The following is a 24,699-nucleotide window of genomic DNA, read 5'->3' on the forward strand; positions in this document are numbered from 1 at the left end:
CTTGAAGAGCGTGGCGACCAGCTTGCGATCATCTGGGAGGGCGACGACCCTTCCGAGCACCGCAACATCACCTACCGCGAACTGCACGAGCAGGTCTGCAAGTTCGCCAACGCCCTGCGTGGCCAGGACGTTCACCGCGGTGACGTTGTCACCATCTATATGCCGATGATCCCCGAGGCCGTGGTCGCCATGCTGGCCTGTGCCCGCATCGGTGCGATCCACTCGGTGGTGTTCGGTGGCTTCTCGCCCGAGGCGCTGGCGGGTCGTATCATCGACTGCAAGTCGAAGGTGGTGATCACGGCCGACGAGGGTTTGCGCGGCGGTCGCCGTACTCCGCTCAAGGCCAACGTCGACCTGGCGCTGACCAACCCCGAAACCAACAGCGTGCAGAAGATCATCGTGTGCAAGCGCACCGGTGGCGAGATTGCCTGGCACCAGCACCGCGACATCTGGTACGAAGACCTGATGAAAGTCGCCTCCAGCCACTGCGCGCCGAAAGAGATGGGCGCGGAGGAAGCGCTGTTCATCCTTTATACCTCCGGCTCCACCGGCAAGCCCAAGGGCGTGTTGCACACCACTGGCGGCTATCTGGTGTATGCCGCGCTGACCCATGAGCGGGTGTTCGACTACCGCCCCGGGGAGGTGTACTGGTGCACCGCCGACGTCGGCTGGGTCACTGGCCACAGCTACATCGTCTACGGGCCGCTGGCCAACGGTGCCACCACCTTGCTGTTCGAAGGCGTGCCGAACTACCCAGACATTACCCGGGTGTCGAAGATCGTCGACAAGCACAAGGTCAATATTCTGTACACCGCGCCAACAGCCATCCGCGCGATGATGGCGGAAGGGCAGGCTGCAGTCGAAGGAGCTGACGGCTCCAGCCTGCGCCTGCTGGGTTCGGTGGGCGAGCCGATCAACCCGGAAGCCTGGAACTGGTACTACAAGACTGTGGGCAAGGAGCGTTGCCCGATCGTCGACACCTGGTGGCAGACCGAGACCGGCGGCATCCTGATCAGCCCGCTGCCGGGCGCAACCGGCCTGAAGCCAGGCTCGGCGACCCGCCCATTCTTCGGTGTGGTGCCGGCGCTGGTAGACAACCTGGGCAACCTGATTGACGGCGCCGCCGAAGGTAACCTGGTGATCCTTGATTCCTGGCCGGGCCAGTCGCGTTCGCTGTATGGCGACCACGACCGTTTCGTCGACACCTACTTCAAGACCTTCCGTGGCATGTACTTCACCGGCGACGGTGCGCGTCGCGACGAGGACGGTTACTACTGGATCACCGGTCGTGTGGATGACGTGCTCAACGTATCCGGCCACCGCATGGGCACTGCCGAGATCGAAAGCGCCATGGTGGCGCACTCGAAAGTGGCTGAAGCCGCCGTGGTGGGCGTGCCGCACGACATCAAGGGGCAGGGCATCTATGTCTATGTCACGCTCAATGCCGGCATCGAGGCCAGCGAGCAGCTGCGCCTGGAGTTGAAAAACTGGGTGCGCAAGGAGATCGGTCCGATCGCCTCGCCGGATGTGATCCAGTGGGCGCCGGGGCTGCCGAAAACCCGTTCGGGCAAGATCATGCGCCGTATCCTGCGCAAGATTGCCACCGGTGAGTATGATGCCCTGGGCGATATCTCGACCTTGGCCGACCCGGGGGTGGTGCAGCACCTGATCGATACCCACAAGGCGATGAACCTGGCCTCGGCCTGATAGGCGCAAAGGCTGCGCAGCAGCCTTGGTGAATGAAACCCCGACCGGGCAACCGGCGGGGTTTTTGCTTTACTGTTACCCGACATTCATCGGTAACCGATATGTCACCGGTCCTGCGCAAGATCGGGGCGGCAGGAAACAAATCCGCCTGGTTTCGGTGCAAATCCGCCGCCTTTTTGTGCAACACAGCACGCTCCACTTGCCGTACCACAAGGCTTTGCCAATAATAGGCCCAGGAATTGCTAGGTCTAAAGGTTCTATTTCTTGCGCTTTTGCATATTTTGCAATGGCTGTCAACATCGCCCGCTGCGGTTTCAAGCGCTTCTGTAAGTAGTTGTCGCTTTGAAGAAATATCGACTAGTGGGCTGTCGTTAAAATGCCAGTCACTCGCTCGTGGTCTTCGACCGACCCTGCGCGGCTTGCGTTGTACCCATTCGCATATCGGGCAGCGGTTACCTGCCTTGTATTGCCCCGTACCGATGGAGTTACCTGATGAAGAAGCTCGCACTGCTTGGCGCCCTGGCGCTGTCCGTGTTTTCCCTGGTGTCGCAGGCCGATGAGAAACCGCTGAAGATCGGCATCGAAGCCGCCTACCCACCCTTCGCCTTCAAGCAGCCCGATGGCAGCATTGCCGGTTTCGACTACGACATCGGCAACGCCCTGTGCGAAGAGATGAAGGCCAAATGCACCTGGGTCGAGCAGGAATTCGACGGCCTGATTCCTGCGCTTAAAGTGCGCAAGATCGACGCCATCCTGTCCTCGATGTCGATTACCGACGACCGCAAGAAGTCGGTCGACTTCACCAAGCGCTACTACCTGACCCCGGCGCGCCTGGTCATGAAGGACGGCACCACCGTCAGCGAAAGCCTGGATGAGCTGAAAGGCAAGAAGATCGGCGTGCAGCGCGGCTCCATCCACGATCGCTTCGCCAAGGAAGTACTGGGTGCCAAAGGTGCCACCGTAGTGCCTTACGGTACCCAGAACGAAATTTACCTGGACGTGGCAGCCGGCCGCCTCGACGGCACCGTGGCTGACGCCACCCTGCTGGAAGACGGCTTCCTCAAGACTGACGCCGGCAAGGGCTTCGCCTTCGTGGGCCCGGCATTCACCGACGCCAAGTACTTCGGTGACGGCATCGGCATCGCCGTGCGCAAGGGCGACAAGGCCAACGTCGACCGCATCAACGCGGCCATCGACGCCATCCGTGCCAACGGCAAATACAAAGAAATCGAGAAGAAGTACTTCAACTTCGATATCTACGGTCCAGACTCGAACTAAGACATCGGGTTGACCTGTGCAATGGTGCAAACAGCAGAGGTTCTGAGGTTTGCACCATTTTTCATTCCCAAGCCCTGAGGAATACCAAACATGTTGAAAGGCTATGGGGCAGTCATCCTCGACGGGGCGTGGCTGACGCTGCAGCTTGCCTTGTCGTCGATGGCCCTGGCCATTGTCCTCGGCCTGATCGGCGTGGCGCTGCGTTTGTCGCCGGTGCGCTGGCTGGCCTGGCTGGGTGATCTGTATTCCACGGTGATCCGTGGCATTCCGGACCTGGTCCTGATCCTGCTGATCTTCTACGGCGGGCAAGACATCATCAACCGGGTGGCACCGCTGCTCGGGTACGAAGACTACATCGACCTGAATCCGCTGGTTGCGGGTATCGGCACCCTGGGCTTCATTTTTGGCGCTTACCTGTCGGAAACCTTCCGCGGTGCCTTCCTCGGCATCCCCAAGGGCCAGGCGGAAGCGGGCGTGGCGTATGGCATGAGCAACCGCCAGGTGTTCTTCCGCATCCAGGTGCCGCAAATGATTCGCCTGGCGATCCCTGGCTTCACCAACAACTGGCTGGTGCTGACCAAGGCCACTGCGCTGATCTCGGTGGTCGGGCTGCAGGACATGATGTTCAAGGCCAAGCAGGCGGCCGATGCCACCCGCGAGCCTTTCACCTTTTTCCTGGCGGTGGCGGCGTTGTACCTGGTGCTGACAAGCGTTTCGCTGCTGGCCCTGAAGTATCTCGAGCGCCGCTATTCGGTGGGCGTCAAGGTAGCTGAACTATGATCTTCGACTACAACGTTGTCTGGGAGGCATTGCCGATGTATTTCGGCGGCCTGCTGACCACCCTCAAGCTGCTGGCGATTTCGCTGTTCTTCGGTCTTTTGGCGGCTGTGCCGCTGGGCCTGATGCGCGTGTCGAAACAGCCGGTGGTCAACCTCACCGCCTGGCTCTACACCTACGTGATCCGCGGCACGCCGATGCTGGTGCAGCTGTTTCTGATCTACTATGGCCTGGCCCAGTTCGAAGCGGTGCGTGAAAGTATCTTCTGGCCTTTGCTGTCCAGTGCCACCTTCTGTGCCTGTCTGGCGTTCGGCATCAACACCAGCGCCTACACCGCCGAAATCATCGCCGGCAGCCTCAAGGCCACGCCCCATGGCGAGATCGAGGCAGCCAAGGCCATGGGTATGTCGCGCATGAAGATGTACCGGCGCATCCTGCTGCCTTCGGCCATGCGCCGTGCGCTGCCGCAGTACAGCAACGAAGTGATCATGATGCTGCAGACCACCAGCCTGGCGTCGATCGTTACCCTGATCGACATCACCGGTGCCGCGCGTACGGTCAATGCCCAGTACTACCTGCCTTTCGAGGCCTACATCACGGCGGGCGTGTTCTACCTGTGCCTGACCTTCATCCTGGTGCGCCTGTTCAAGATGGCCGAACGCCGCTGGCTCGGCTACCTGGCGCCGCGCAAGCACTGACCGCTTTGTGAGAATCGACAGCATGTACAAACTCGAAGTCCAAGACCTGCACAAGCGCTATGGCAGCCATGAAGTGCTCAAGGGCGTGTCCCTGGCGGCCAAGGCCGGCGACGTCATCAGCATTATCGGCTCCAGCGGTTCGGGCAAGTCGACCTTTCTGCGCTGCATCAACCTGCTGGAGCAGCCGCACGCCGGCAAGATCCTGCTCAACAACGAAGAGCTGAAACTGGTCGCGGGCAAGGACGGCGCGCTCAAGGCAGCCGACCCGCGCCAACTGCAGCGCATGCGCTCGCGCCTGTCGATGGTGTTCCAGCACTTCAACCTGTGGTCGCACATGACCGCGCTGGAAAACATCATCGAAGCGCCGGTGCACGTGTTGGGCATGAACAGGAAAGAGGCGCTGGAAAAAGCCGAGCACTACCTGGCCAAGGTCGGTGTCGCCCACCGCAAGGACGCTTTCCCCGGGCACATGTCTGGCGGCGAGCAACAACGTGTGGCAATTGCCCGGGCCCTGGCCATGGAGCCTGAGGTTATGCTGTTCGACGAGCCGACCTCGGCGCTGGACCCGGAGCTGGTAGGCGACGTGCTGAAGGTGATGCAGGCGCTGGCCCAGGAAGGCCGGACCATGGTGGTGGTAACCCACGAAATGGGCTTTGCCCGCGAGGTGTCCAACCAGTTGGTGTTCCTGCACAAGGGCCTGGTCGAAGAGACCGGCTGCCCGCGTGAAGTATTGGCCAACCCGCGGTCGGAGCGCTTGAAGCAGTTCCTCTCCGGCAGCCTGAAGTAAAAGCTGCATTTTTGCACCAGAATAGGGCATGCTGCGCGGCGAGCGCAGCCTGACCCGGCGCACAGACTCGAACGACCCCAGGTTTCGGACCGCACCCTATGACCACCCAGCGAATCGGTTTTCTCATCTGGCCCAGCACCAGGCCCTTGACCCTGGCGCTGGCAGAGGAAGTGTTGCTGGTGGCGCAGCGGGTGCATCCGGACGTGGTCTACGAGTTGGCGTTCCTGCAGGCGGAGCCTGCGCAGGAAAGTGCCTGGCGCCTGCCTGGCGAGCCGTGGACTGGCCGGCTTGAGGGCTTCCACAAGCTGTTTCTGCTCGCCGATGAACCGCCTGTGGCGATGGGGGCTGCCTTGTCGGCGGCGCTCAAGCAGGTGGCCCGTAGCGGCTGCATGATTGGCGGGTTGTCCGCTGGTGTTTATCCGCTGGCGATGCTGGGCCTGCTCGACGGCTATCGGGCTGCGGTGCACTGGCGCTGGCAGGATGATTTTGCCGAACGCTTCCCCAAGGTCATCGCCACCAGCCACCTGTTCGACTGGGACCGTGATCGCCTGACCGCCTGTGGCGGCATGGCCGTTACCGACCTGATGCTGGCAGTGCTGGCCCGTGATCACGGCGCGGAGCTGGCGGGGGCGGTGTCGGAGGAGCTGGTAGTCGAACGCATTCGCGAGGGTGGCGAGCGCCAGCGCATTCCGTTGCAGAACCGCCTGGGCTCGAGCCATCCGAAGCTGACCCAGGCGGTTCTTTTGATGGAAGCCAACATCGAAGAGCCGCTGACTACCGATGAAATTGCCCAGCACGTATGCGTGTCCCGCCGGCAGCTGGAGCGCATCTTCAAGCAGTACCTGAATCGTGTGCCGAGCCAGTACTACCTGGAGCTGCGGTTGAACAAGGCGCGGCAGATGCTGATGCAGACCAGCAAGTCGATCATCCAGATCGGGTTGTCCTGCGGGTTCTCTTCCGGGCCGCATTTTTCCAGTGCGTACCGCAATTTCTTTGGCGCGACGCCGCGAGAAGATCGGAACCAGCGGCGTAGCAGCAGCCCGTTCGAATTGAGTTCGGCGCCTGCCGAAAAGGGCTGAGATTTCGGTTGGGTTTGGGATGAGTGCCTGGGGGGTATGCCTTGAGGGTGATGGTGGGGCGGATATCGAGCGCCGCCCGCGCGGCGCTCGATTTCCGCCACAACACAACACCAACGACTTGCACCCGCCGCTTCCCCGAATTGTCTGTGAACACCCGTTCACCCAGCCCCCTCTCTCCCGTACACTGCGCGATTGCGACAGTGTTTGTCGCATTGCCGAAAACCTTCTCAAAACTGGGTTTTGCGCTGTAACAAGTTGTCGCTTGGCCGCAAGGACAGGCGCGGATCAGTCCTTACAATCCCCCCATCGCTCGCCACTTCCAGGCCAGCGTTCCTCTTCAGGAGACTCAGATGTCCGTTGAGCAAGCCCCGGTGCAACGTGCCGATTTCGACCAGGTCATGGTCCCCAACTATTCTCCGGCGGCCTTCATTCCTGTGCGAGGCGAGGGTTCCCGAGTCTGGGACCAGTCGGGTCGCGAGCTGATCGACTTTGCCGGCGGCATCGCGGTCAACGCCCTGGGCCACTGCCACCCGGCACTGGTCAAGGCCCTGACCGAGCAGGCCAACACCCTCTGGCATGTATCCAACGTGTTCACCAACGAGCCGGCCCTGCGCCTGGCCCACAAGCTGGTGGACGCCACCTTTGCCGACCGTGCGTTCTTCTGCAACTCCGGCGCCGAAGCCAACGAGGCCGCCTTCAAGCTGGCCCGTCGCGTCGCCCATGACCGCTTCGGCCCTGAAAAGCACGAAATCATTGCCACCGTAAACAGCTTCCACGGTCGTACCCTGTTCACTGTCAGTGTCGGTGGCCAGCCGAAGTACTCCGACGGCTTCGGCCCGAAGATCACCGGAATCAGCCACGTGCCATACAACGACCTGGAAGCGTTGAAGGCACAGATTTCCGACAAGACCTGCGCCGTTGTGATCGAACCGATCCAGGGCGAGAGTGGCGTGGTGCCGGCTGACCTGGCCTACCTGGAAGGCGCGCGCAAGCTGTGTGACCAGCACAACGCCCTGCTGGTCTTTGACGAAGTGCAGACCGGTGTGGGTCGTACCGGCTCGCTGTACGCCTACCAGCACTACGGCGTGACGCCGGACATCCTGACCAGCGCCAAGAGCCTGGGCGGGGGCTTCCCTATCGGCGCCATGCTGACCACCAACGAACTGGCCAAGCACCTGGCCGTCGGTACCCACGGCACCACCTACGGCGGCAACCCGCTGGGCTGCGCCGTGGCCTGCGCGGTGCTGGATGTGATCAACACGCCGCAAACCCTGGCCGGCATCAAAGCCAAGCATGAGCGCTTCAAAACCCGCCTGGAGCAGATCGGCCAGAAGTACAAGCTGTTCAGCCAGGTGCGTGGGGTGGGCCTGCTGCTGGGCTGCGTGCTGACCGAGGCCTGGCAAGGCAAGGCCAAGGACGTGCTCAACGCTGCCGAAAAGGAAGGTGTGATGGTGCTGCAGGCCGGCCCGGACGTGGTTCGCTTCGCGCCAAGCCTGGTGGTTGAAGATGCCGACATCGATGCCGGCCTTGACCGCTTCGAGCGCGCCGTGGCCACCCTGACCCAGGGCTGATTCACCTGCGTTCCCTTCGCCGGCTCCTGTCGTGACCGGGCCGGCGATAGCCGATTTCAGTGCAGGTGCCTGTGTGCCTGCCGTTTTTCCGTGCCGCCGTGAACGGCCCGTATTCCAAAGGAGTGACACCATGCTGGTGATGCGCCCCGCGCAAATGGCTGATCTGAACGAAGTGCAGCGCATGGCTGCAGACAGCCCCATTGGTGTCACCTCGCTGCCGGACGACACCGCTCGCCTGGGCGACAAGATCGCCGCTTCCGAAACTTCCTTCGCCGCCGAGGTCAGCTTCAACGGCGAAGAAAGCTATTTCTTCGTGCTCGAAGACAGTGAAACCGGCAAGCTGGCGGGCTGCTCCGCCATCGTCGCTTCTGCCGGCTACTCCGAGCCGTTCTACAGCTTTCGTAACGAGACCTTCGTGCACGCCTCGCGCGAGCTGAAGATCCACAACAAGATTCACGTGCTGTCGCTGTGTCATGACCTGACCGGCAACAGTCTGCTGACCAGCTTCTACGTGTTGCCGGAACTGGTGAGCAGTGGCTGGGCCGAGCTCAACTCGCGCGGCCGCCTGCTGTTCATGGCCGCGCACCCGGAGCGTTTTGCCGACTCGGTGGTCACGGAGATCGTCGGCTACAGCGACGAGCAGGGTGAATCGCCGTTCTGGGATTCCATCGGCCGCAATTTCTTCGACCTCAACTACGCCCATGCCGAGCGCCTGTGCGGCTTGAAAAGCCGTACGTTCCTGGCCGAGCTGATGCCTCACTACCCGATCTATGTGCCGCTGCTGCCCGATGAAGCGCAGGAAGCCATGGGCCAGGTGCACCCGCGCGCGCAGATCACCTTCGACATCCTCATGCGTGAAGGCTTCGAAACCGAGCACTACATCGACATCTTCGACGGCGGCCCAACCCTGCATGCGCGTACTTCGGGCATTCGCTCGATCGCGCAAAGCCGCGTGGTACCCGTGAAAATCGAGGAAGCTCCGGCCAAGGGCAGCCGCCCGTACCTGGTCTGCAATGGCCAGTTGCAGGACTACCGCGCGGTGCTGCTGGAGCTCGACTGGGTGCCGGGCAAGCCGGTCAGCCTCAGCCTGGCAGCCGCCGATGCACTGGGTGTGGGCGAGGGCGCGAGTGTGCGCCTGGTCGCGGTCTGAGGTCTGGCAACAGACGTTTCGGGATTGATGCGTTAGCAGAGTTTCGCGCCGGCAGACGCCGACGCTCAAGGAGATAGCATGATCGTTCGTCCTGTACGCAGCAGCGATTTGCCTGCGTTGATCGAATTGGCACGCAGCACCGGTACCACCGGGCTGACCACGCTGCCGGCCAACGAAGAACGCCTGGGGCATCGCGTTGGCTGGGCGGAAAAAAGCTTTCGCGGCGAAGCCGAGCGTGGCGACACCGACTACCTGTTCGTGCTGGAAAACGACGAAGGCCTGGTGGTGGGCATCAGTGCCATCGCCGGTGCCGTCGGTTTGCGCGAGCCCTGGTACAACTACCGGGTCGGCCTGACCGTCAGCGCCTCGCAGGAGCTGAAGATCTACCGCGAAATCCCTACCCTGTTCCTGGCCAACGACCTGACCGGCAACTCCGAGCTGTGCTCGCTGTTCCTGCGCAGCGACCATCGCTCCGGCCTCAACGGTCGCCTGCTGTCGCGTGCACGCATGCTGTTCATTGCCGAGTTCCCCGAGCTGTTCGGCAAGAAGATCATTGCCGAAATGCGTGGCATGTCCGACGAGCAAGGCCGCTCGCCATTCTGGGAAAGCCTGGGTCGGCACTTCTTCAAGATGGAGTTCAGCCAGGCCGACTACCTCACCGGCGTGGGCAACAAGTCGTTCATCGCCGAACTGATGCCCAAGTTCCCGTTGTACACCTGCTTCCTGTCCGAGGCGGCGCGTAGCGTGATCGGCCGGGTGCACACCGACACCGAACCGGCGCTGGCCATGCTCAAGCAGGAAGGTTTCAACTACCAGGGCTACGTCGACATCTTCGATGCCGGCCCGGCCATCGAATGCGAGACCGCCAGGATCCGCGCGGTGCGCGAAAGCCAGACCCTGGTGCTGGCGGTAGGCACGCCGGGCGATGACGCCACTCCATTCATCATCCACAACCGCAAACGCGACGACTGCCGCATCACTGCCGCACCTGCGCGGCTGGCTGCCGGTACCCTGGTGGTCGACCCGGCGACCGCCAAGCGCCTGCGCATGGGCGCAGGCGACAATGTGCGCGCCGTGCCGCTGTCTGCAAGCCGGGAGGCCCAGTAAATGACCACGCATTACATCGCAGGCAATTGGCAGTCCGGCCAGGGCGAACCCCTGCAGTCGCTGAACCCGGTGACGCAAGCTGTGGTCTGGCAAGGGCAGGGCGCTGACGCCAGTCAGGTTGACGCTGCCATCAAAGCTGCACGCCAGACCTTCCCGGCCTGGGCGCAACTGAGCCTGGAAGCGCGCATCGATGTACTGGAAAAATTCGCCGAGCAGTTGAAAACCCATGCCGAAGCGCTGGCCCAGTGCATTGGCGAAGAAACCGGCAAGCCGCTGTGGGAATCGGCGACCGAAGTCACCAGCATGATCAACAAGGTGGCGATTTCGGTGCAAAGCTATCGCGAGCGGACGGGGGAAAAAAGCGGCCCGCTGGCCGATGCCACGGCGGTGCTGCGGCACAAGCCGCACGGTGTGGTGGCGGTATTCGGCCCCTACAATTTTCCCGGCCACCTGCCCAATGGTCATATCGTGCCGGCGCTGCTGGCGGGCAATTGCGTGGTGTTCAAGCCCAGCGAGCTGACTCCCAAGGTCGCCGAACTGACCGTCAACTGCTGGATCGCTGCGGGCTTGCCGGCGGGTGTGCTCAATCTGGTGCAGGGCGCGCGCGAGACCGGCGTTGCGCTGGCCGCCAACGCAGGTATCGATGGGCTGTTCTTCACCGGCTCCAGCCGTACCGGCAACCTGCTGCACCAGCAGTTCGCAGGGCGCCCGGACAAGATCCTGGCCCTGGAAATGGGCGGCAACAACCCACTGGTGGTGGATGAGGTCAAGGACCTCGATGCTGCGGTATACACCATCATCCAGTCGGCATTCATTTCCGCTGGCCAGCGCTGCACCTGTGCCCGCCGCCTGCTGGTTCCGCAAGGCGCCTGGGGTGATGCGCTGATCACCCGCCTGGTCGAGGTGTGCAGAACCATCACGGTCGGCGCCTTCGATCAGCAGCCAGCACCGTTCATGGGCTCGGTGATTTCGCTGCAGGCGGCGCGGGCGCTGATCGCAGCCCAGGCCGAACTGGTCGCCAAGGGCGCCGTAAAACTCCTGGAAATGACCCAGCCGCAGGCGAATGCTGCGCTGCTGACCCCCGGCATTGTCGATGTCACCGCCGTGGCTGGGCGCCCGGACGAAGAGTTCTTCGGCCCGCTGCTGCAAGTTGTGCGCTATGTCGATTTCGACGCTGCCATCGATGAAGCCAACAACACCCAGTACGGCCTGGCCGCCGGGTTGCTGTCCGACTCCCGTGCGCGCTATCAGTACTTCTGGCTGCGTAGCCGCGCCGGTATCGTCAACTGGAACAAGCAACTGACCGGTGCCGCCAGCAGCGCGCCTTTCGGTGGCGTGGGTGCCAGCGGCAACCACCGTGCCAGTGCCTATTACGCGGCCGACTACTGCGCTTACCCCGTGGCTTCGCTGGAGACCGCCAGCCTTGCCTTGCCGGCCACCCTCACGCCGGGCATCACCCTATAACAACAGGTCACGGAGCCTAGCCGATGAAATCCTATGAAGTGAATTTTGATGGCCTGGTGGGGCCTACCCACAACTATGGCGGCCTGTCCTACGGCAACGTGGCTTCGCAAAGCAACAGCCAGCAGGGTTCAAGCCCGCGTGAAGCGGCGCGCCAGGGCCTGGCAAAAATGAAAGCCCTGGCCGACATGGGCTTCAAGCAGGGTGTGCTGGCGCCGCAGGAGCGCCCCGACGTGGCCGCGCTGCGCCGCCTGGGCTTCAGCGGCAGCGATGCCGAGGTGATCCAGCGCGCCGCCATCGATGCCATGCCGCTGCTGGTGGCCAGCTGTTCGGCGTCGAGCATGTGGGTGGCCAACGCCGCCACGGTCAGCCCCAGTGCCGACACCGCCGATGGCCGTGTGCACTTCACCGCCGCCAACCTCAACTGCAAGTACCACCGCAGCATCGAGCACCCGACCACCAGCCGCGTGCTGGGGGCCATGTTCAACAACGAGAAACACTTTGCCCACCACCCGGCGCTGCCTGCCGTGGCACAGTTCGGTGACGAGGGGGCGGCCAACCATACGCGGTTCTGCCGTGGCTATGGTGAGGCTGGCGTCGAGTTTTTCGTCTACGGTCGCAGTGCCTTCGACAGCCGTTATCCGGCGCCGCAGAAGTATCCGGCGCGGCAAACCCTCGAAGCTTCGCAGGCAGTGGCCCGGCTGCATGGGCTGAGCGATGACGGGGTGGTCTACGCTCAACAGAACCCGGCAGTGATCGACCAGGGCGTATTTCACAACGATGTGATTGCTGTGGGTAACGGCGAGGTGCTGTTCTACCACGAGGACGCGTTCCTCGACACCGACGCGGTACTTGGCCAACTGCGAGCTAAACTGGCCAGCAAGGGTGGCAACTTCCAGGCCATCTGCGTGCCGCGGGCGGCGGTGGGGGTAGAGGACGCGGTGCGTTCCTACCTGTTCAACAGCCAGCTGCTCAGCCGTGATGACGGCTCCATGCTGCTGGTGGTGCCGGAAGAATGCCGCAGCAACGAGCGCGTGTGGGCCTACCTGGGCCAGCTGACGCACCAAGGCGGCCCGGTGAAGGAGGTCAAGGTGTTCGACCTCAAGCAAAGCATGCAGAACGGCGGTGGCCCGGCTTGCCTGCGTTTGCGCGTGGCATTGAAAGAAACCGAACTGGCGGCGGTCAACCAAGGCGTTATCATGACCGCCCCGCTGTACGACACCCTGCTGCAATGGGTCGACAAGCATTACCGTGATCGCCTTGTAGAGGCGGACCTGGCCGACCCACAGCTACTGCTGGAGTGCCGTACGGCCCTGGACGAATTGACCCAGATCCTGAAGTTGGGCTCGGTGTATCCGTTCCAACGCCAACCTTGAAGAGAGACTTTGTTATGACCGACGCCCTGCGCCTGATCCTTGAAGATGAAGACGGCACCCAGCTGGAAACCTCCTGCACCCGCTTTGCCGTGGTCTGGCAAGGCAAGGAAGTGTGGATTCAGCAGGATGGCCGTGGCCAGCTGCTGATCGGTGTGGATGTCGATGAGGACGATAGCGAATACGCCAACCTGCTGCTGCGTCCGATGGCCACCAACCTGGTCAGCCTGCAGCTGGAAATGGAACCGGCTGAAGTCGCCGAAGGCGACGATCACGTCCATGGTCCCGACTGCGGCCACCACCACTAAGGAAGCCCCTATGCTCGCCCTTGGCAAATTGCTTGAGCTGACCCTCACCGATCACGAACCGGCCGAGAAGACCCAAGTGACACCCAAGGGCGCGCGTTTGCGCTGGCTGGGGGAGGGCGCGCTCGAAGTGCGTCCCCCCGAAGCCGAGGATTGCGGGCTGGACCTGCTGCTCTCCGCCGGTATTCACGGTAACGAGACGGCGCCGATAGAGCTGCTCGAGCGGCTGCTCCACGGCGTCGCCAACGGCAAGATCAAACCGAAAGCGCGGGTGCTGTTCCTGTTTGGCAACCCCGCAGCGATCCGCAAGGGCGAGCGCTTCATCGAGCAGGACATCAACCGCCTGTTCAATGGCCGCCACGAGCTGTCCAGCGGCTTCGAGGCCCTGCGTGCCGCCGAGCTGGAACAATTCGCCCGGGTGTTCTTCAGCAAGCCGCTGCGCAGCCGCCTGCATTACGACCTGCATACCGCCATTCGCGGTTCGAAGATCGAGCAGTTTGCCCTTTATCCTTATAAAGAGGGCCGCACCCATTCCCGCCGCGAGCTGGCGCGCCTGGCCGCAGCAGGCATGGAGGCCGTGCTGCTGCAGAGCAAGTCCTCCATCACCTTCAGTGCCTTCACCTACGAGCAACTGGATGCCGAAGCATTCACCCTGGAGCTCGGCAAGGCGAGACCGTTCGGGCAGAACGAGCAGGTCAACCTCGACAGGCTGGAGGAGCGGCTGATCCAGATCATCGAAGGCACCGAGCCAGAGGGTGAAAGCTCTCTGGATGGTCTGCAGCTGTTCAGCGTCTCCCGCGAGATCATCAAGCACAGCGACAGCTTTCACCTGCACCTGCCTGCAGACATCGAGAACTTCTCCGAGGTCAGCAAGGGTTACCTGCTGGCCGAAGACCTGGCCGAAACGCGCTGGGTGGTGGAAGAGGAGGGCGCGCGCATCATCTTTCCCAACCCCAAGGTCAGAAATGGCCTGCGGGCGGGCATCCTGATCGTGCCGGATTCGGGCCAGCAGCTGGAGTGAGGCGCCCATCTCAGCCCTGCTATTTCGGATCCCATTACGGATGAAAACCTTTTAATTCACCGCCTGTTCCATTTTCCCTTCCCTTGGGCGGTAATTGGCTTGCCAGTGGCGAAAGGCTGGATTTAGCATCCATTCATGCCATTTTCGTTTGCATGGCCATCAAAGCCGTCCAATCGACACTTTCTATCGCATAAACACACTGCACCGAGATTGCAGGACCGATATAATGCGGCCCTTTGCCGTCGTTTCGTCGACGTGTTTGCCCGACTGGGCCGCCGTTTCCGTGGAAGAACCTATGAAAAGCGCAGAAATCCGTGAAGCCTTCCTTCGCTTCTTCGAAGAGCAGGGACATACCCGAGTCGCCTCCAGTTCGCTGATTCCGAACAACGACCCGACCCTGCTGTTCACCAACGCAGGCATGAACCAGTTCAAGGACTGCTTCCTCGGTGCGGAGAAGCGTGCCTACACCCGGGCCGTCAGCAGCCAGAAGTGCGTGCGCGCCGGTGGCAAGCACAACGACCTGGAAAACGTCGGTTATACCGCGCGTCACCACACCTTCTTCGAAATGCTGGGCAACTTCAGCTTCGGCGACTATTTCAAGCGCGACGCCATCACCTTCGCCTGGACCTTCCTGACCTCGGAACAGTGGCTGAACCTGCCCAAGGAAAAACTCTGGGTCACCGTCTACGCCACTGACGACGAAGCCTACGACATCTGGACCAAGGAAGTTGGCGTGCCGGCCGAGCGCATGGTGCGCATCGGCGACAACAAGGGCGCCCCGTACGCCTCCGACAACTTCTGGACCATGGGCGACACCGGCCCGTGCGGCCCGTGCACCGAGATTTTCTACGACCACGGCGCCGACATCTGGGGCGGCCCGCCCGGCTCGCCGGAAGAAGACGGTGACCGCTACATCGAGATCTGGAACAACGTCTTCATGCAGTTCAACCGCACTGCCGACGGCGTGCTGCACCCGCTGCCAGCGCCGTCGGTGGACACCGGCATGGGCCTGGAGCGCGTCAGCGCCGTGCTGCAGCACGTGCACTCGAACTACGAGATCGACCTGTTCCAGAACCTGCTGGCTGCCGCGGCCAAGGCCATCGGTTGCAGCAACGAGGACCAGGCCTCGCTCAAAGTGGTCGCCGACCACATCCGTTCGTGCGGCTTCCTTATCGCCGACGGCGTGCTGCCATCCAACGAAGGCCGTGGCTACGTGCTGCGCCGCATCATCCGTCGCGCTTGCCGTCACGGTAACAAGCTGGGCGCCAAGGGCAGCTTCTTCTACCAGATCGTCGCCGCACTGGCTGCCGAGATGGGCGAGGCCTTCCCTGAGCTGAAGAGCCAGCAGGCGCACATCGAGCGCGTGCTCAAGGCGGAAGAAGAGCAGTTTGCCAAGACCCTGGAGCAGGGCCTGCGCATCCTCGAGCAGGACCTGGCCCAGCTGCAAGGCGACGTGGTCCCGGGCGACGTGGTGTTCAAGCTCTATGACACCTACGGTTTCCCGATGGACCTGACCGCCGACATCGCCCGTGAGCGTGAGCTGACCATCGACGAAGCCGGCTTCGAGCGCGAAATGGACGCCCAGCGTGAGCGTGCCCGTTCTGCCAGCGCCTTCGGCATGGACTACAACAGTGTGGTCAAGGTCGACAGCGCCACCGAGTTCCTCGGCTATGACGCCACCGAAGGCCAGGGCAAGATCATCGCCCTGTACAAGGACGGCCAGGCGGTCGACCAGCTGGGTGAGGGCGAGCAGGGCGTGGTGGTGCTTGACCGCACGCCGTTCTACGCCGAATCCGGTGGCCAGGTTGGCGACTCGGGCTTCCTGCAGGCCGGCGCTGCACGGTTTGACGTGCGCGACACCACCAAGACCGGTGGTGCCTTCCTGCACCATGGCGTGGTCGCCAGCGGTGCGCTGCTGATCGGTTCGCCGGTCGAGGCCAAGGTCGATGCCGAGGTGCAGCACGCCACCTCGCTGAACCACTCCGCCACCCACCTGCTGCACGAAGCGCTGCGCCAGGTGCTGGGCGAGCACGTGCAGCAGAAGGGCTCGCTGGTCGACAGCCAGCGCCTGCGTTTCGACTTCAGCCACTTCGAGGCACTGAAGCCAGAGCAGATCAAGCTTCTGGAAGACATCGTCAACCGCGAAGTGCGCAAGAACACCCCGGTTGAAACCGAGCTGACCGACATCGAGACCGCCAAGGCCAAAGGTGCCATGGCGCTGTTCGGCGAGAAGTACGGCGATACCGTGCGTGTACTGAGCATGGGCGGCGATTTCTCGGTGGAGCTGTGCGGCGGTATTCACGCCAAGCGAACCGGTGACATCAGCCTGTTCAAGATCATCAGCGAAGGCGGCGTGGCCTCTGGCGTACGCCGTATCGAAGCAGTTACCGGGGCTGCGGCGCTGGCCTACCTGAACGCTGCCGAAGAGCAGGTCAAGGAAGCCGCGCAGCTGGTCAAGGGTAACCGCGACAACCTGATCGACAAGCTGTCGGCTGTGCTCGAGCGCAACCGCCAGCTGGAGAAGCAGCTTGAACAGCTGCAGGCCAAGGCCGCCAGCGCCGCCGGGGATGATCTCTCCAACGCGGCCGTTGAGGTCAAGGGTGCCAAGGTACTTGCAGCCCGCCTGGATGGGCAGGACGGCAAGGCCCTGCTGGCCCTGGTCGATCAGCTGAAGAACAAGCTCGGCCACGCAGTGATCCTGCTGGGCAGCGAGCATGAGGGCAAGGTCGTGCTGGTGGCCGGCGTGACCAAAGACCTCTCCAGCCAACTCAAGGCTGGCGATCTGATGAAGCAAGCCGCTGCGGCAGTGGGTGGCAAGGGCGGTGGCCGTCCGGACATGGCCCAGGGTGGCGGCGTCGACGTCGCTGCACTGGACCAGGCCCTGGCGCTGGCCGTGCCGTTCGCAGAGCAGGGACTTTGAGATGAGGGGGCCGGCGGTCTAGTCGCCGGCCCCTTCATGTTGGATTGTTTTTTGGGGCCCTGTATGGGCTGAGGCACCATTGAAATGGCGTTGATCGTACAGAAATTTGGCGGCACCTCTGTCGGTTCCATCGAGCGGATCGAGCAGGTAGCCGAAAAGGTCAAGAAACACCGTGAAGCGGGCGACGACCTGGTGGTCGTGCTGTCGGCCATGAGCGGTGAAACCAATCGCCTGATCGATCTGGCCAGGCAGATCACCGATCAGCCGGTGCCGCGTGAGCTGGATGTGATCGTGTCGACCGGTGAGCAGGTCACTATCGCCCTGCTGACCATGGCCTTGATCAAGCGTGGTGTGCCAGCGGTGTCCTACACCGGCAATCAGGTGCGCATTCTTACCGACAGCTCGCATAACAAGGCGCGCATCCTGCAAATCGACGACCAGAAGATTCGTGCCGACCTCAAGGAAGGCCGTGTGGTGGTTGTAGCGGGCTTCCAGGGCGTCGACGAGCACGGCAGCATCACCACCCTGGGCCGTGGCGGCTCCGATACTACCGGCGTGGCCCTGGCGGCGGCGCTGAAGGCTGACGAGTGCCAGATCTACACCGACGTCGACGGTGTCTACACCACCGACCCGCGCGTTGTGCCGCAGGCCCGTCGCCTGGAGAAGATCACCTTCGAAGAGATGCTGGAAATGGCCAGCCTCGGCTCCAAGGTGCTGCAGATCCGGTCGGTGGAGTTCGCCGGCAAGTACAACGTTCCGCTGCGCGTGCTGCACAGCTTCAAGGAGGGTCCGGGGACCCTCATTACCATTGATGAAGAGGAATCCATGGAACAGCCGATCATTTCCGGTATCGCCTTCAACCGTGATGAAGCCAAGCTGACCATTCGCGGCGTGCCGGACACCCCGGGCGTGGCCTTCAAGATCCTCGGCCCGATCAGCGCTTCGAACATCGAAGTCGACATGATCGTGCAGAACGTCGCTCACGATAACACCACCGACTTCACCTTCACCGTGCACCGCAACGAGTACGAGAAGGCGCAGAACGTGCTGGAGAACACCGCCCGTGAAATCGGTGCGCGTGAAGTGATCGGCGACACCAAGATCGCCAAGGTATCGATCGTTGGCGTCGGCATGCGTTCGCACGCCGGTGTCGCCAGCCGCATGTTCGAAGCCCTGGCGAAGGAGAGCATCAACATCCAGATGATCTCCACGTCCGAGATCAAGGTCTCGGTGGTGATCGAAGAGAAGTACCTGGAGCTGGCGGTACGTGCGCTGCACACCGCGTTCGAGCTTGACGCCCCAGCCCGACAGGGCGAGTAAGGCGCTGCCTGGAAGGGCGCGGCTTGCCGCGCCCTTCGCGTTTCTGCTTGCCGCGCAGGCCCTGTCCTGCCCTGTGTGGCGAGTAACCGGGCCAGGTCGTCGTCCACGGCCAGGCCCAGATACCCAAGACTGTTACCCCTGAATGTTTGCGTAAGGAGAAAGCTATGTTGATTCTGACTCGTCGGTGCGCCGAGAGCCTGATCATTGGAGACGGCGAGATCACCGTGACGGTGCTCGGCGTGAAAGGCAACCAGGTGCGTATTGGCGTCAGCGCCCCCAAGGAAGTGGCTGTTCACCGTGAGGAAATCTACCTGCGGATCAAGAAAGAGAAGGATGAAGAGCCAAGCCTTTAATTCTTTTGAAGTTTTTTTCAAAAAAAGGGTTGCAAAGGTGAAAGAGGTTCTTTAATATTCGCCTCGTGTTGCGGTGAGGTGGCCGAGTGGCCGAAGGCGCTCCCCTGCTAAGGGAGTATACCTCATAAGGGTATCGGGGGTTCGAATCCCCCCTTCACCGCCATTATTCGCTTAGGGCGCTGTAAACAGTAAGAACGCTAAGTAGTTGATCTTAAACGAAAAAGTTCTTGCAAAAATGTTTCAGCGACCTATAATGCGCGGCAAGACACGGACTCATAGCTCAGCTGGATAGAGTACTCGGCTACGAACCGAGCGGTCACAGGTTCGAATCCTGTTGAGTCCGCCACTTTTGAAGTGGCTTTGATTGCAAGGCTACTTCAAACAACCAGTGGTAATCTGGTCTAAAACTACCAATTGCGGACTCATAGCTCAGCTGGATAGAGTACTCGGCTACGAACCGAGCGGTCGCAGGTTCGAATCCTGCTGAGTCCGCCACTTTCTTGAAGTGGCTCTGCTTGCAAAGCTGCTTCAGTCAACCAGTGGTAACCTGGTCTAAAACTACCACCACGGACTCATAGCTCAGCTGGATAGAGTACTCGGCTACGAACCGAGCGGTCGCAGGTTCGAATCCTGCTGAGTCCGCCATACCCCATCAAGAAGCCCGCTCAATTGAGCGGGCTTCTTGTTTTTATCGCCACTGAAATTGTTGGTGATGTCGATCTAAGCTCTTCTGTGAGCGCAATGTGCTTTCCCATCTTCCGCAACCGTCGCACTGATGGCTTCGACCGTTGTCCTAGCTTTATCACGCAAACGATTGTTCTGGCCGAAAATTTAAGCGATCTGACAGCTTGAGCAGTGTATGATTGCGCCCGTCAGCCCCGCCGGGGCTTGTGGAAAACCACCATGGACTTACCCAGTAGTTACCCCTTAACAAGTTTTATACAGAACGATCTGACCGATTGATTCTCCCGGCGTGCTCCACTGCTGGGAGTGGAGTTCGCCTATGACTGAAGTAGAAGTAAAAAAAGCGCAAGACAGCCTGCAGGACCGCCTGGCCCAGGTGGTCGAATTGCTGCAGCGCCAGCGCGTGGTCGAAGACCTGACCCACCGCCAGGAAGGTGCGCACAACGACCTGGTGGAAAACCTGGTACACCGCCAGAACCTCGTCGAGCTGCAGCGCAAGCTCGATGACCTGCACCCTGCCGACATCGCCTACATCCTCGAAGCCTTGCCCCTGGAAGACCGCCTGACGGTCTGGCAGCTGGTGCGCTCGGACCGCGATGGCGACATCCTGCTGGAAGTATCCGACTCGGTTCGTCAATCGCTGATCGCCGACATGGACGATCACGAACTGCTCGCTGCTGCCAAGGAAATGGACGCCGACGAGCTGGCCGACCTTGCGCCCGAGCTGCCGCGCGACGTTGTCCACGAGCTGATGGAAACCCTCGATGCCCAGCAACGCGAGCGCGTGCGTTCGGCGCTGAGCTACGACGAGGAGCAGGTCGGCGCGCTGATGGACTTCGAGATGGTCACCATCCGCGAAGACGTCAGCCTGGAAGTGGTGTTGCGCTACCTGCGCCGCCTGAAAGAGCTGCCCAACCATACCGACAAACTGTTCGTGGTCGACTACGAAGGCATCCTCAAGGGTGTACTGCCTATCAAGCGCCTGCTGGTCAACGACCCGGAGAAGAAGGTGGCGGAGGTCATGGCGACCGACCCGGTATCCTTCAAGCCCGAGGAAGATGCCTACGACGCTGCACTGGCGTTCGAGCGTTACGACTTGGTATCGGCACCGGTAGTCGACAAGAACGACCGCCTGATTGGCCGTCTGACCATTGACGAGATGGTCGACCTGATCCGTGAGGAAAGCGAAAGCGAAGTCCTCAACATGGCCGGTCTGCGTGAAGAGGAAGATATCTTTGCCTCGGTCTGGCGCTCGTTGCGCAACCGTTGGGCATGGCTGGCGATAAACCTGATTACCGCCTTTGTCGCTTCGCGAGTGATTGGTCTGTTCGAAGGCTCGATCGAGAAGCTGGTGGCGTTGGCCGCGTTGATGCCGATCGTAGCGGGTATTGGTGGCAACTCCGGTAACCAGACCATCACCATGATCGTCCGTGCCATGGCGCTGGACCAGGTGTCGCCGGGCAATACCAGCCGCCTGATGCGCAAAGAGCTGGCGGTGTCGCTCATCAACGGCCTGGTCTGGGGCGGGGTGATTGGTGCGGTGGCCTTCTGGCTGTATGGCAGCTGGTCACTTGGCGTGGTCATGACCGCGGCGATGACCTTGAACTTGTTGCTGGCGGCGCTGATGGGCGTGCTTATTCCGATGACCCTGGCCCGCCTTGGGCGCGACCCGGCGATGGGCGCGAGTGTGATGATCACTGCTGTGACCGACAGCGGCGGTTTCTTCATCTTCCTCGGCCTGGCTACGGTGTTCTTGCTCTGACCCGGCTGCAGGAGAGATTGCCCAGCCCATTGGGCTGCGCTTTTGCGCACAGAACTGATGCTGGGCGCTCCGCGTACAGTGTGGGAGCGGGTGCGCCCGCTCCCACAGGTCCCTGGGGGCGCCCACAAAAAAGCCAGCTTACGCTGGCTTTTTCATGTTCGCTGCAAACCTCAGGAGGCGTCGGCAGCCATTTCCACATCATGAGCGATGAGCGCCACCAGGGCGTTCTGCTGTCGGTGGGACAGCTGGCGGAAGCGTTGCAGCAACTCGCGCTCATGCAGGGACAGCTCCGGGCTGTCCAGGCGCATGCTCAGCTCTTCACCCAGCGCACCTTCCTGGATCAGGCTCTGTTCCAGGCGGGCGATGATTTCGGAGTTCATGCTGCGGTGATGGTTGCGCGCTACCTCGGCAATGCGCTCACGCATCCCGTCTGGCAGGCGGACGACGAACTTGTCAGCGGTGCGGCTCGAATAAATAGCCTGTTTCAATGGGCGCATATAAATTGACCAGATTTTGGTTCAGGGGGAAGCGGTTCTCAAATTGGCCGCACGGGATGGAAGTACGACCGTGGCGACGACAAAATGTTCAACCGTCGGTGAAAAATGGGTGTTCATCTTGCCTCATAGTCGCCGTTTCCTTGGCGTCAATTCTGTGACAAATAGTGAGCCGGGTAAAGGCTTTCTGCCAGTACCAATTATCAGAAATGAGCACTGGTTTGAAAAGTTTTACATACTCCGACTTGGCTAACCGTCAGACTTTTGCCGTCAAAAACGGGTAAAACACAGCAAAAGATCAGGAACCCCCCTAAAATGCGCCGGTTCCCCTACATAGAGCATAGTGGCTATGCAACATGACGCAAGCGACCGCCGATCAGGGACAGGCCGGTTGATATTTTTGTTAGGGCCGTCGGGTTCGGGGAAAGATTCCCTGATCGACGCGTCACGTGAGCGGCTGGCGGCCGCAGGTGTGGAAGTCGCCCGGCGCGTCATCACCCGTTCCGCTGAAGCGAAGGGCGAAGCCGCCCAAGGCGTGACGGCGGAACAGTTCGAAACCTTGTGTGCACAGGGCGCCTTTGCCATGCATTGGCGAGCCAACGGCCTGGGCTACGGCATCCCGCGTCAGATCGACGATTGGCTGGCGGCGGGCAGGGCGGTGCTGGTGAATGGCTCGCGGGCCTATCTGGCCGAGGCCCGCCAGCGCTACCCGGACCTGTTGCCCGTGCTGATCGAGGTCAGGCCCGAGGTGCTGCGCCAGCGCTTGCTGGCACGCGGCCGGGAAACGGCAGAGGAAATCGAGCAGCGCCTGGCCCGCAACGCCCGGATGCAGACATCGGCCGACCCGTCGGTGCATGTGCTGGACAACTCTGGCACCCTGGAAACCGCTGCGGCGGGGCTGTTCCTTTTGCTTGGCGATGAGGGTGTGCTCCCCCGGTTGTAGCAGTACCAGAAAAGGATTACGCAAAATCCCCGGCGAGTACATGACAAACGCCAGCATGCTGGTTAACATGCTGGCCGACCCGCTGCGCAGCGCCCGCTGCCGGTGCTTGCGTCTCAGTAGCTCAATTGGATAGAGCATCCCCCTCCTAAGGGGAAGGTTGGCAGTTCGAACCTGCCCTGGGACGCCATTTCTTGCCTCTCCCGTGCCCGCAGGGCAACACTCGGTCAGCTGGCCACAAGCTTGCCTGCCAGGCGCTGACGCATCACCAGATACCCCGTCAAGACCAGCCCCACTGCCAGCACCGTAAACCAGAACTGGAAGCGCGACGCCGGGTCGAACGCCTGGGTGCCGATCACCGTCAGCAAGGCGAACAGTGCGACCAGATTGGCATACGGGAAGAACCAGGCACGGAATGCGTTCGGGTCGACGGGTTCGTGGCGGGTTTTCCAGCGCATGGCCACGTGGGCGATGATGATGAAGATCCACACGATCATCACCAGGCTGCCGGTGCTCTTGGCCAAGGTCATGAACAAGTCGCCGCCGCTGAGAAAATGCACGGTCAGGATCATCACGCAAATCGACAGGCTCAGCAGCAGCGCATTGATCGGCACGCCCTTGGCGCTGGTACGCGAGAACAGCTTGGGCGCGTGCCCACGCTGGCTCAGCGAGAACAGCATGCGCGAGTTGGAGAACATGAACGAGTTCATCACCGACATGAACGAGACGAACAGCACCAGCTTCATGGCCACTGCCGCGCCGCCGAAACCGGCCAGGCTGAACAGCGAGACGTAGGGCGAGGCCAGGTTGGCCTTGTCGGTCCACGGCAGGCACAGGATCAGGATCGACACCGAGCCGACATAGAACAGCATCACCCGCAGGATCACGCTCTTGATCGCGCGGATCACGTTCTGCCGCGGGTTCTCCGATTCACCCGCCGCGACGGCGGCGATTTCGCTGCCCCCCAGCGAGAAGATCACCACGATCACGCCGGCCATCACCGGCGACAGGCCGTTGGGCATGAAGCCGTCATGGGCGGTGAGGTTGACCAGGCCGGGGGAGGGGATATCGCTGTGCAGGCCGAGCAGGATGGACAGGCCCAGCAGCATGAAGATGAGGATGGTGGCTACCTTCATCGCAGCCAGCCAGTATTCCACTTCGGCAAACGAACGCACCGAGTAGGCATTGCTGGCCATCAGCGTCACCAGCATCAGGAAGGCGCCTGCCCAGATCGGCAGCCAAGGCAGAAAGTCATGCAGGATGGCGCCCAGCAATACGGCTTCGAGGGTGATGGTCATCATCGACTTGAACCAGTACAGCCAGCCGACGGCAAACCCCGCCCAGTCGCCCAGGTACATGTTGGCGTAGGTCGAAAACGACCCGGCATCCGGGGTGCGGCAGGCCATTTCCCCGAGCATGAACATGACCAGGGTGACCACCAGGCCGCCGATGAAGTACGACAGGATGGCTGCAGGCCCCGCCGATGCGATCAGCGCCCCCGAACCCATGAACAACCCTGCACCGATCACCCCGCCTAGCGCAATCATGGTGATATGCCGCTGCTTCAGGCTTTGCTTCAAACTGTTGGATTGCATTTCCTTGTCCTCTCTTATTATGGGGGGATACGAAAACATCCCCCGACGCAGGCGTCGTCATGCGCCTGCGTCGACGCGCGGCTGCCTTTTACAGGCAATGGCTACCAGCCTGCCACCATGGACAACAAGACCAAGGAGCTCAAACGAATTCTGTGCACAACGTCCTGCCGATTTTTCCTGAGGGTTGTTGTGCTCCATGCTGCGGCGCAGAGCCTTTGGCGGCGGTGGAAGTGCCCTGCAGCGCCCAGTGTTTCAAAGCCCAAAGGACACCCATGCCCACGCCACCGGCCAGGGCCGCGCCCAGTCTTCAGGAATGC

At 61.7% G+C, this 24,699-nt stretch carries 21 protein-coding genes and 5 tRNA genes; 24 read left to right on the forward strand and 2 right to left on the reverse strand.

Annotation, left to right across the window (positions count from 1 at the left end; genetic code table 11):
* The 22 genes from acs to mgtE all read left to right on the forward strand — a co-directional run.
* Positions 1-1,707: acetate--CoA ligase (gene acs, locus HP546_RS08045; protein WP_172222345.1), on the forward strand; the 1,707-nt coding region annotated here is incomplete at its 5' end.
* Positions 1,708-2,199: 492 nt separating this feature from the next.
* A complete protein-coding gene (locus HP546_RS08050; RefSeq protein ID WP_172222349.1) occupies positions 2,200-2,985 on the forward strand; it encodes an ABC transporter substrate-binding protein in 786 nt (261 codons plus the stop codon).
* Positions 2,986-3,075: 90 nt separating this feature from the next.
* Positions 3,076-3,765 carry an ABC transporter permease gene (locus HP546_RS08055; RefSeq protein WP_016488497.1) on the forward strand — a complete coding sequence of 230 codons (690 nt, stop codon included), beginning with the start codon at positions 3,076-3,078 and terminating at the stop codon, positions 3,763-3,765.
* Positions 3,762-4,460: an ABC transporter permease gene (locus tag HP546_RS08060; RefSeq protein ID WP_172222354.1), complete on the forward strand. Its 699-nt coding sequence runs from the start codon at positions 3,762-3,764 to the stop codon at positions 4,458-4,460. The genes HP546_RS08055 and HP546_RS08060 overlap by 4 nt, the downstream gene beginning before the upstream one ends.
* Before the next feature lie 22 nt (positions 4,461-4,482).
* Entirely contained in the window at positions 4,483-5,247 is a 765-nt protein-coding gene (locus HP546_RS08065; RefSeq protein WP_172222359.1) for an ABC transporter ATP-binding protein, read from the forward strand.
* A 98-nt stretch (positions 5,248-5,345) separates the two neighbouring features.
* Positions 5,346-6,326, forward strand: a complete 981-nt coding sequence (gene argR / locus HP546_RS08070; RefSeq protein WP_172222364.1) for a transcriptional regulator ArgR — start codon at positions 5,346-5,348, stop codon at positions 6,324-6,326.
* Positions 6,327-6,676: 350 nt separating this feature from the next.
* The gene (locus HP546_RS08075; protein ID WP_172222367.1) at positions 6,677-7,897 is read left to right on the forward strand and encodes an aspartate aminotransferase family protein; all 1,221 of its coding nucleotides are present in this window, start codon (positions 6,677-6,679) and stop codon (positions 7,895-7,897) included.
* Positions 7,898-8,027: 130 nt separating this feature from the next.
* Complete coding sequence (gene aruF, locus HP546_RS08080; RefSeq protein ID WP_172222371.1) at positions 8,028-9,047, forward strand: arginine/ornithine succinyltransferase subunit alpha; 1,020 nt, start codon at positions 8,028-8,030, stop codon at positions 9,045-9,047.
* Positions 9,048-9,125: 78 nt separating this feature from the next.
* Entirely contained in the window at positions 9,126-10,154 is a 1,029-nt protein-coding gene (gene astA / locus HP546_RS08085) for an arginine N-succinyltransferase (RefSeq protein WP_172222375.1), read from the forward strand.
* On the forward strand, positions 10,155-11,618 hold the full coding sequence (gene astD, locus HP546_RS08090) for a succinylglutamate-semialdehyde dehydrogenase (protein WP_172222379.1): 1,464 nt from the start codon (positions 10,155-10,157) through the stop codon (positions 11,616-11,618). It abuts the gene before it with no gap.
* 23 nt (positions 11,619-11,641) lie between these two features.
* A complete protein-coding gene (gene astB / locus HP546_RS08095) occupies positions 11,642-12,991 on the forward strand; it encodes an N-succinylarginine dihydrolase (protein ID WP_172222383.1) in 1,350 nt (449 codons plus the stop codon).
* A gap of 14 nt (positions 12,992-13,005) precedes the next feature.
* Entirely contained in the window at positions 13,006-13,296 is a 291-nt protein-coding gene (locus HP546_RS08100) for a topoisomerase II (protein WP_172222387.1), read from the forward strand.
* Between the two features lie 10 nt (positions 13,297-13,306).
* Entirely contained in the window at positions 13,307-14,314 is a 1,008-nt protein-coding gene (astE, locus tag HP546_RS08105) for a succinylglutamate desuccinylase (RefSeq protein ID WP_172222391.1), read from the forward strand.
* Between the two features lie 295 nt (positions 14,315-14,609).
* Positions 14,610-17,234 carry an alanine--tRNA ligase gene (gene alaS / locus HP546_RS08110; RefSeq protein WP_172222396.1) on the forward strand — a complete coding sequence of 875 codons (2,625 nt, stop codon included), beginning with the start codon at positions 14,610-14,612 and terminating at the stop codon, positions 17,232-17,234.
* 84 nt (positions 17,235-17,318) lie between these two features.
* Positions 17,319-18,554, forward strand: a complete 1,236-nt coding sequence (locus tag HP546_RS08115; protein WP_172222400.1) for an aspartate kinase — start codon at positions 17,319-17,321, stop codon at positions 18,552-18,554.
* A 164-nt stretch (positions 18,555-18,718) separates the two neighbouring features.
* Positions 18,719-18,907, forward strand: a complete 189-nt coding sequence (gene csrA / locus HP546_RS08120; RefSeq protein ID WP_003254503.1) for a carbon storage regulator CsrA — start codon at positions 18,719-18,721, stop codon at positions 18,905-18,907.
* Positions 18,908-18,979: 72 nt separating this feature from the next.
* A tRNA-Ser gene (locus HP546_RS08125) sits at positions 18,980-19,070 on the forward strand.
* Between the two features lie 106 nt (positions 19,071-19,176).
* Positions 19,177-19,253 (forward strand) — tRNA-Arg (locus HP546_RS08130).
* 72 nt (positions 19,254-19,325) lie between these two features.
* Positions 19,326-19,402, forward strand: a tRNA-Arg gene (locus HP546_RS08135).
* A 73-nt stretch (positions 19,403-19,475) separates the two neighbouring features.
* Positions 19,476-19,552 (forward strand) — tRNA-Arg (locus HP546_RS08140).
* A gap of 24 nt (positions 19,553-19,576) precedes the next feature.
* Entirely contained in the window at positions 19,577-19,759 is a 183-nt protein-coding gene (locus HP546_RS08145; RefSeq protein WP_172222403.1) for a hypothetical protein, read from the forward strand.
* 151 nt (positions 19,760-19,910) lie between these two features.
* A complete protein-coding gene (mgtE, locus tag HP546_RS08150; RefSeq protein ID WP_172222406.1) occupies positions 19,911-21,353 on the forward strand; it encodes a magnesium transporter in 1,443 nt (480 codons plus the stop codon).
* 170 nt (positions 21,354-21,523) lie between these two features.
* Here the strand turns inward: mgtE and HP546_RS08155 are convergent, their stop codons facing one another.
* Positions 21,524-21,850: an Arc family DNA-binding protein gene (locus tag HP546_RS08155; RefSeq protein ID WP_172222409.1), complete on the reverse strand. Its 327-nt coding sequence runs from the start codon at positions 21,848-21,850 to the stop codon at positions 21,524-21,526.
* A 346-nt stretch (positions 21,851-22,196) separates the two neighbouring features.
* Between HP546_RS08155 and phnN the strand changes: the two genes are divergently transcribed.
* Together phnN and HP546_RS08165 are read left to right on the forward strand one after the other, a co-directional pair.
* Complete coding sequence (gene phnN / locus HP546_RS08160; RefSeq protein WP_172222412.1) at positions 22,197-22,790, forward strand: phosphonate metabolism protein/1,5-bisphosphokinase (PRPP-forming) PhnN; 594 nt, start codon at positions 22,197-22,199, stop codon at positions 22,788-22,790.
* A gap of 110 nt (positions 22,791-22,900) precedes the next feature.
* Positions 22,901-22,977 (forward strand) — tRNA-Arg (locus HP546_RS08165).
* A 37-nt stretch (positions 22,978-23,014) separates the two neighbouring features.
* Here the strand turns inward: HP546_RS08165 and HP546_RS08170 are convergent.
* Positions 23,015-24,382 (reverse strand): amino acid permease, encoded by a 1,368-nt coding sequence (locus HP546_RS08170; protein ID WP_172222414.1) that lies wholly within the window; start codon positions 24,380-24,382, stop codon positions 23,015-23,017.
* Positions 24,383-24,699: the final 317 nt, after the last annotated feature.

The organism is Pseudomonas sp. CM25, assembly GCF_013179705.1.
Taxonomy (GTDB): domain Bacteria; phylum Pseudomonadota; class Gammaproteobacteria; order Pseudomonadales; family Pseudomonadaceae; genus Aquipseudomonas.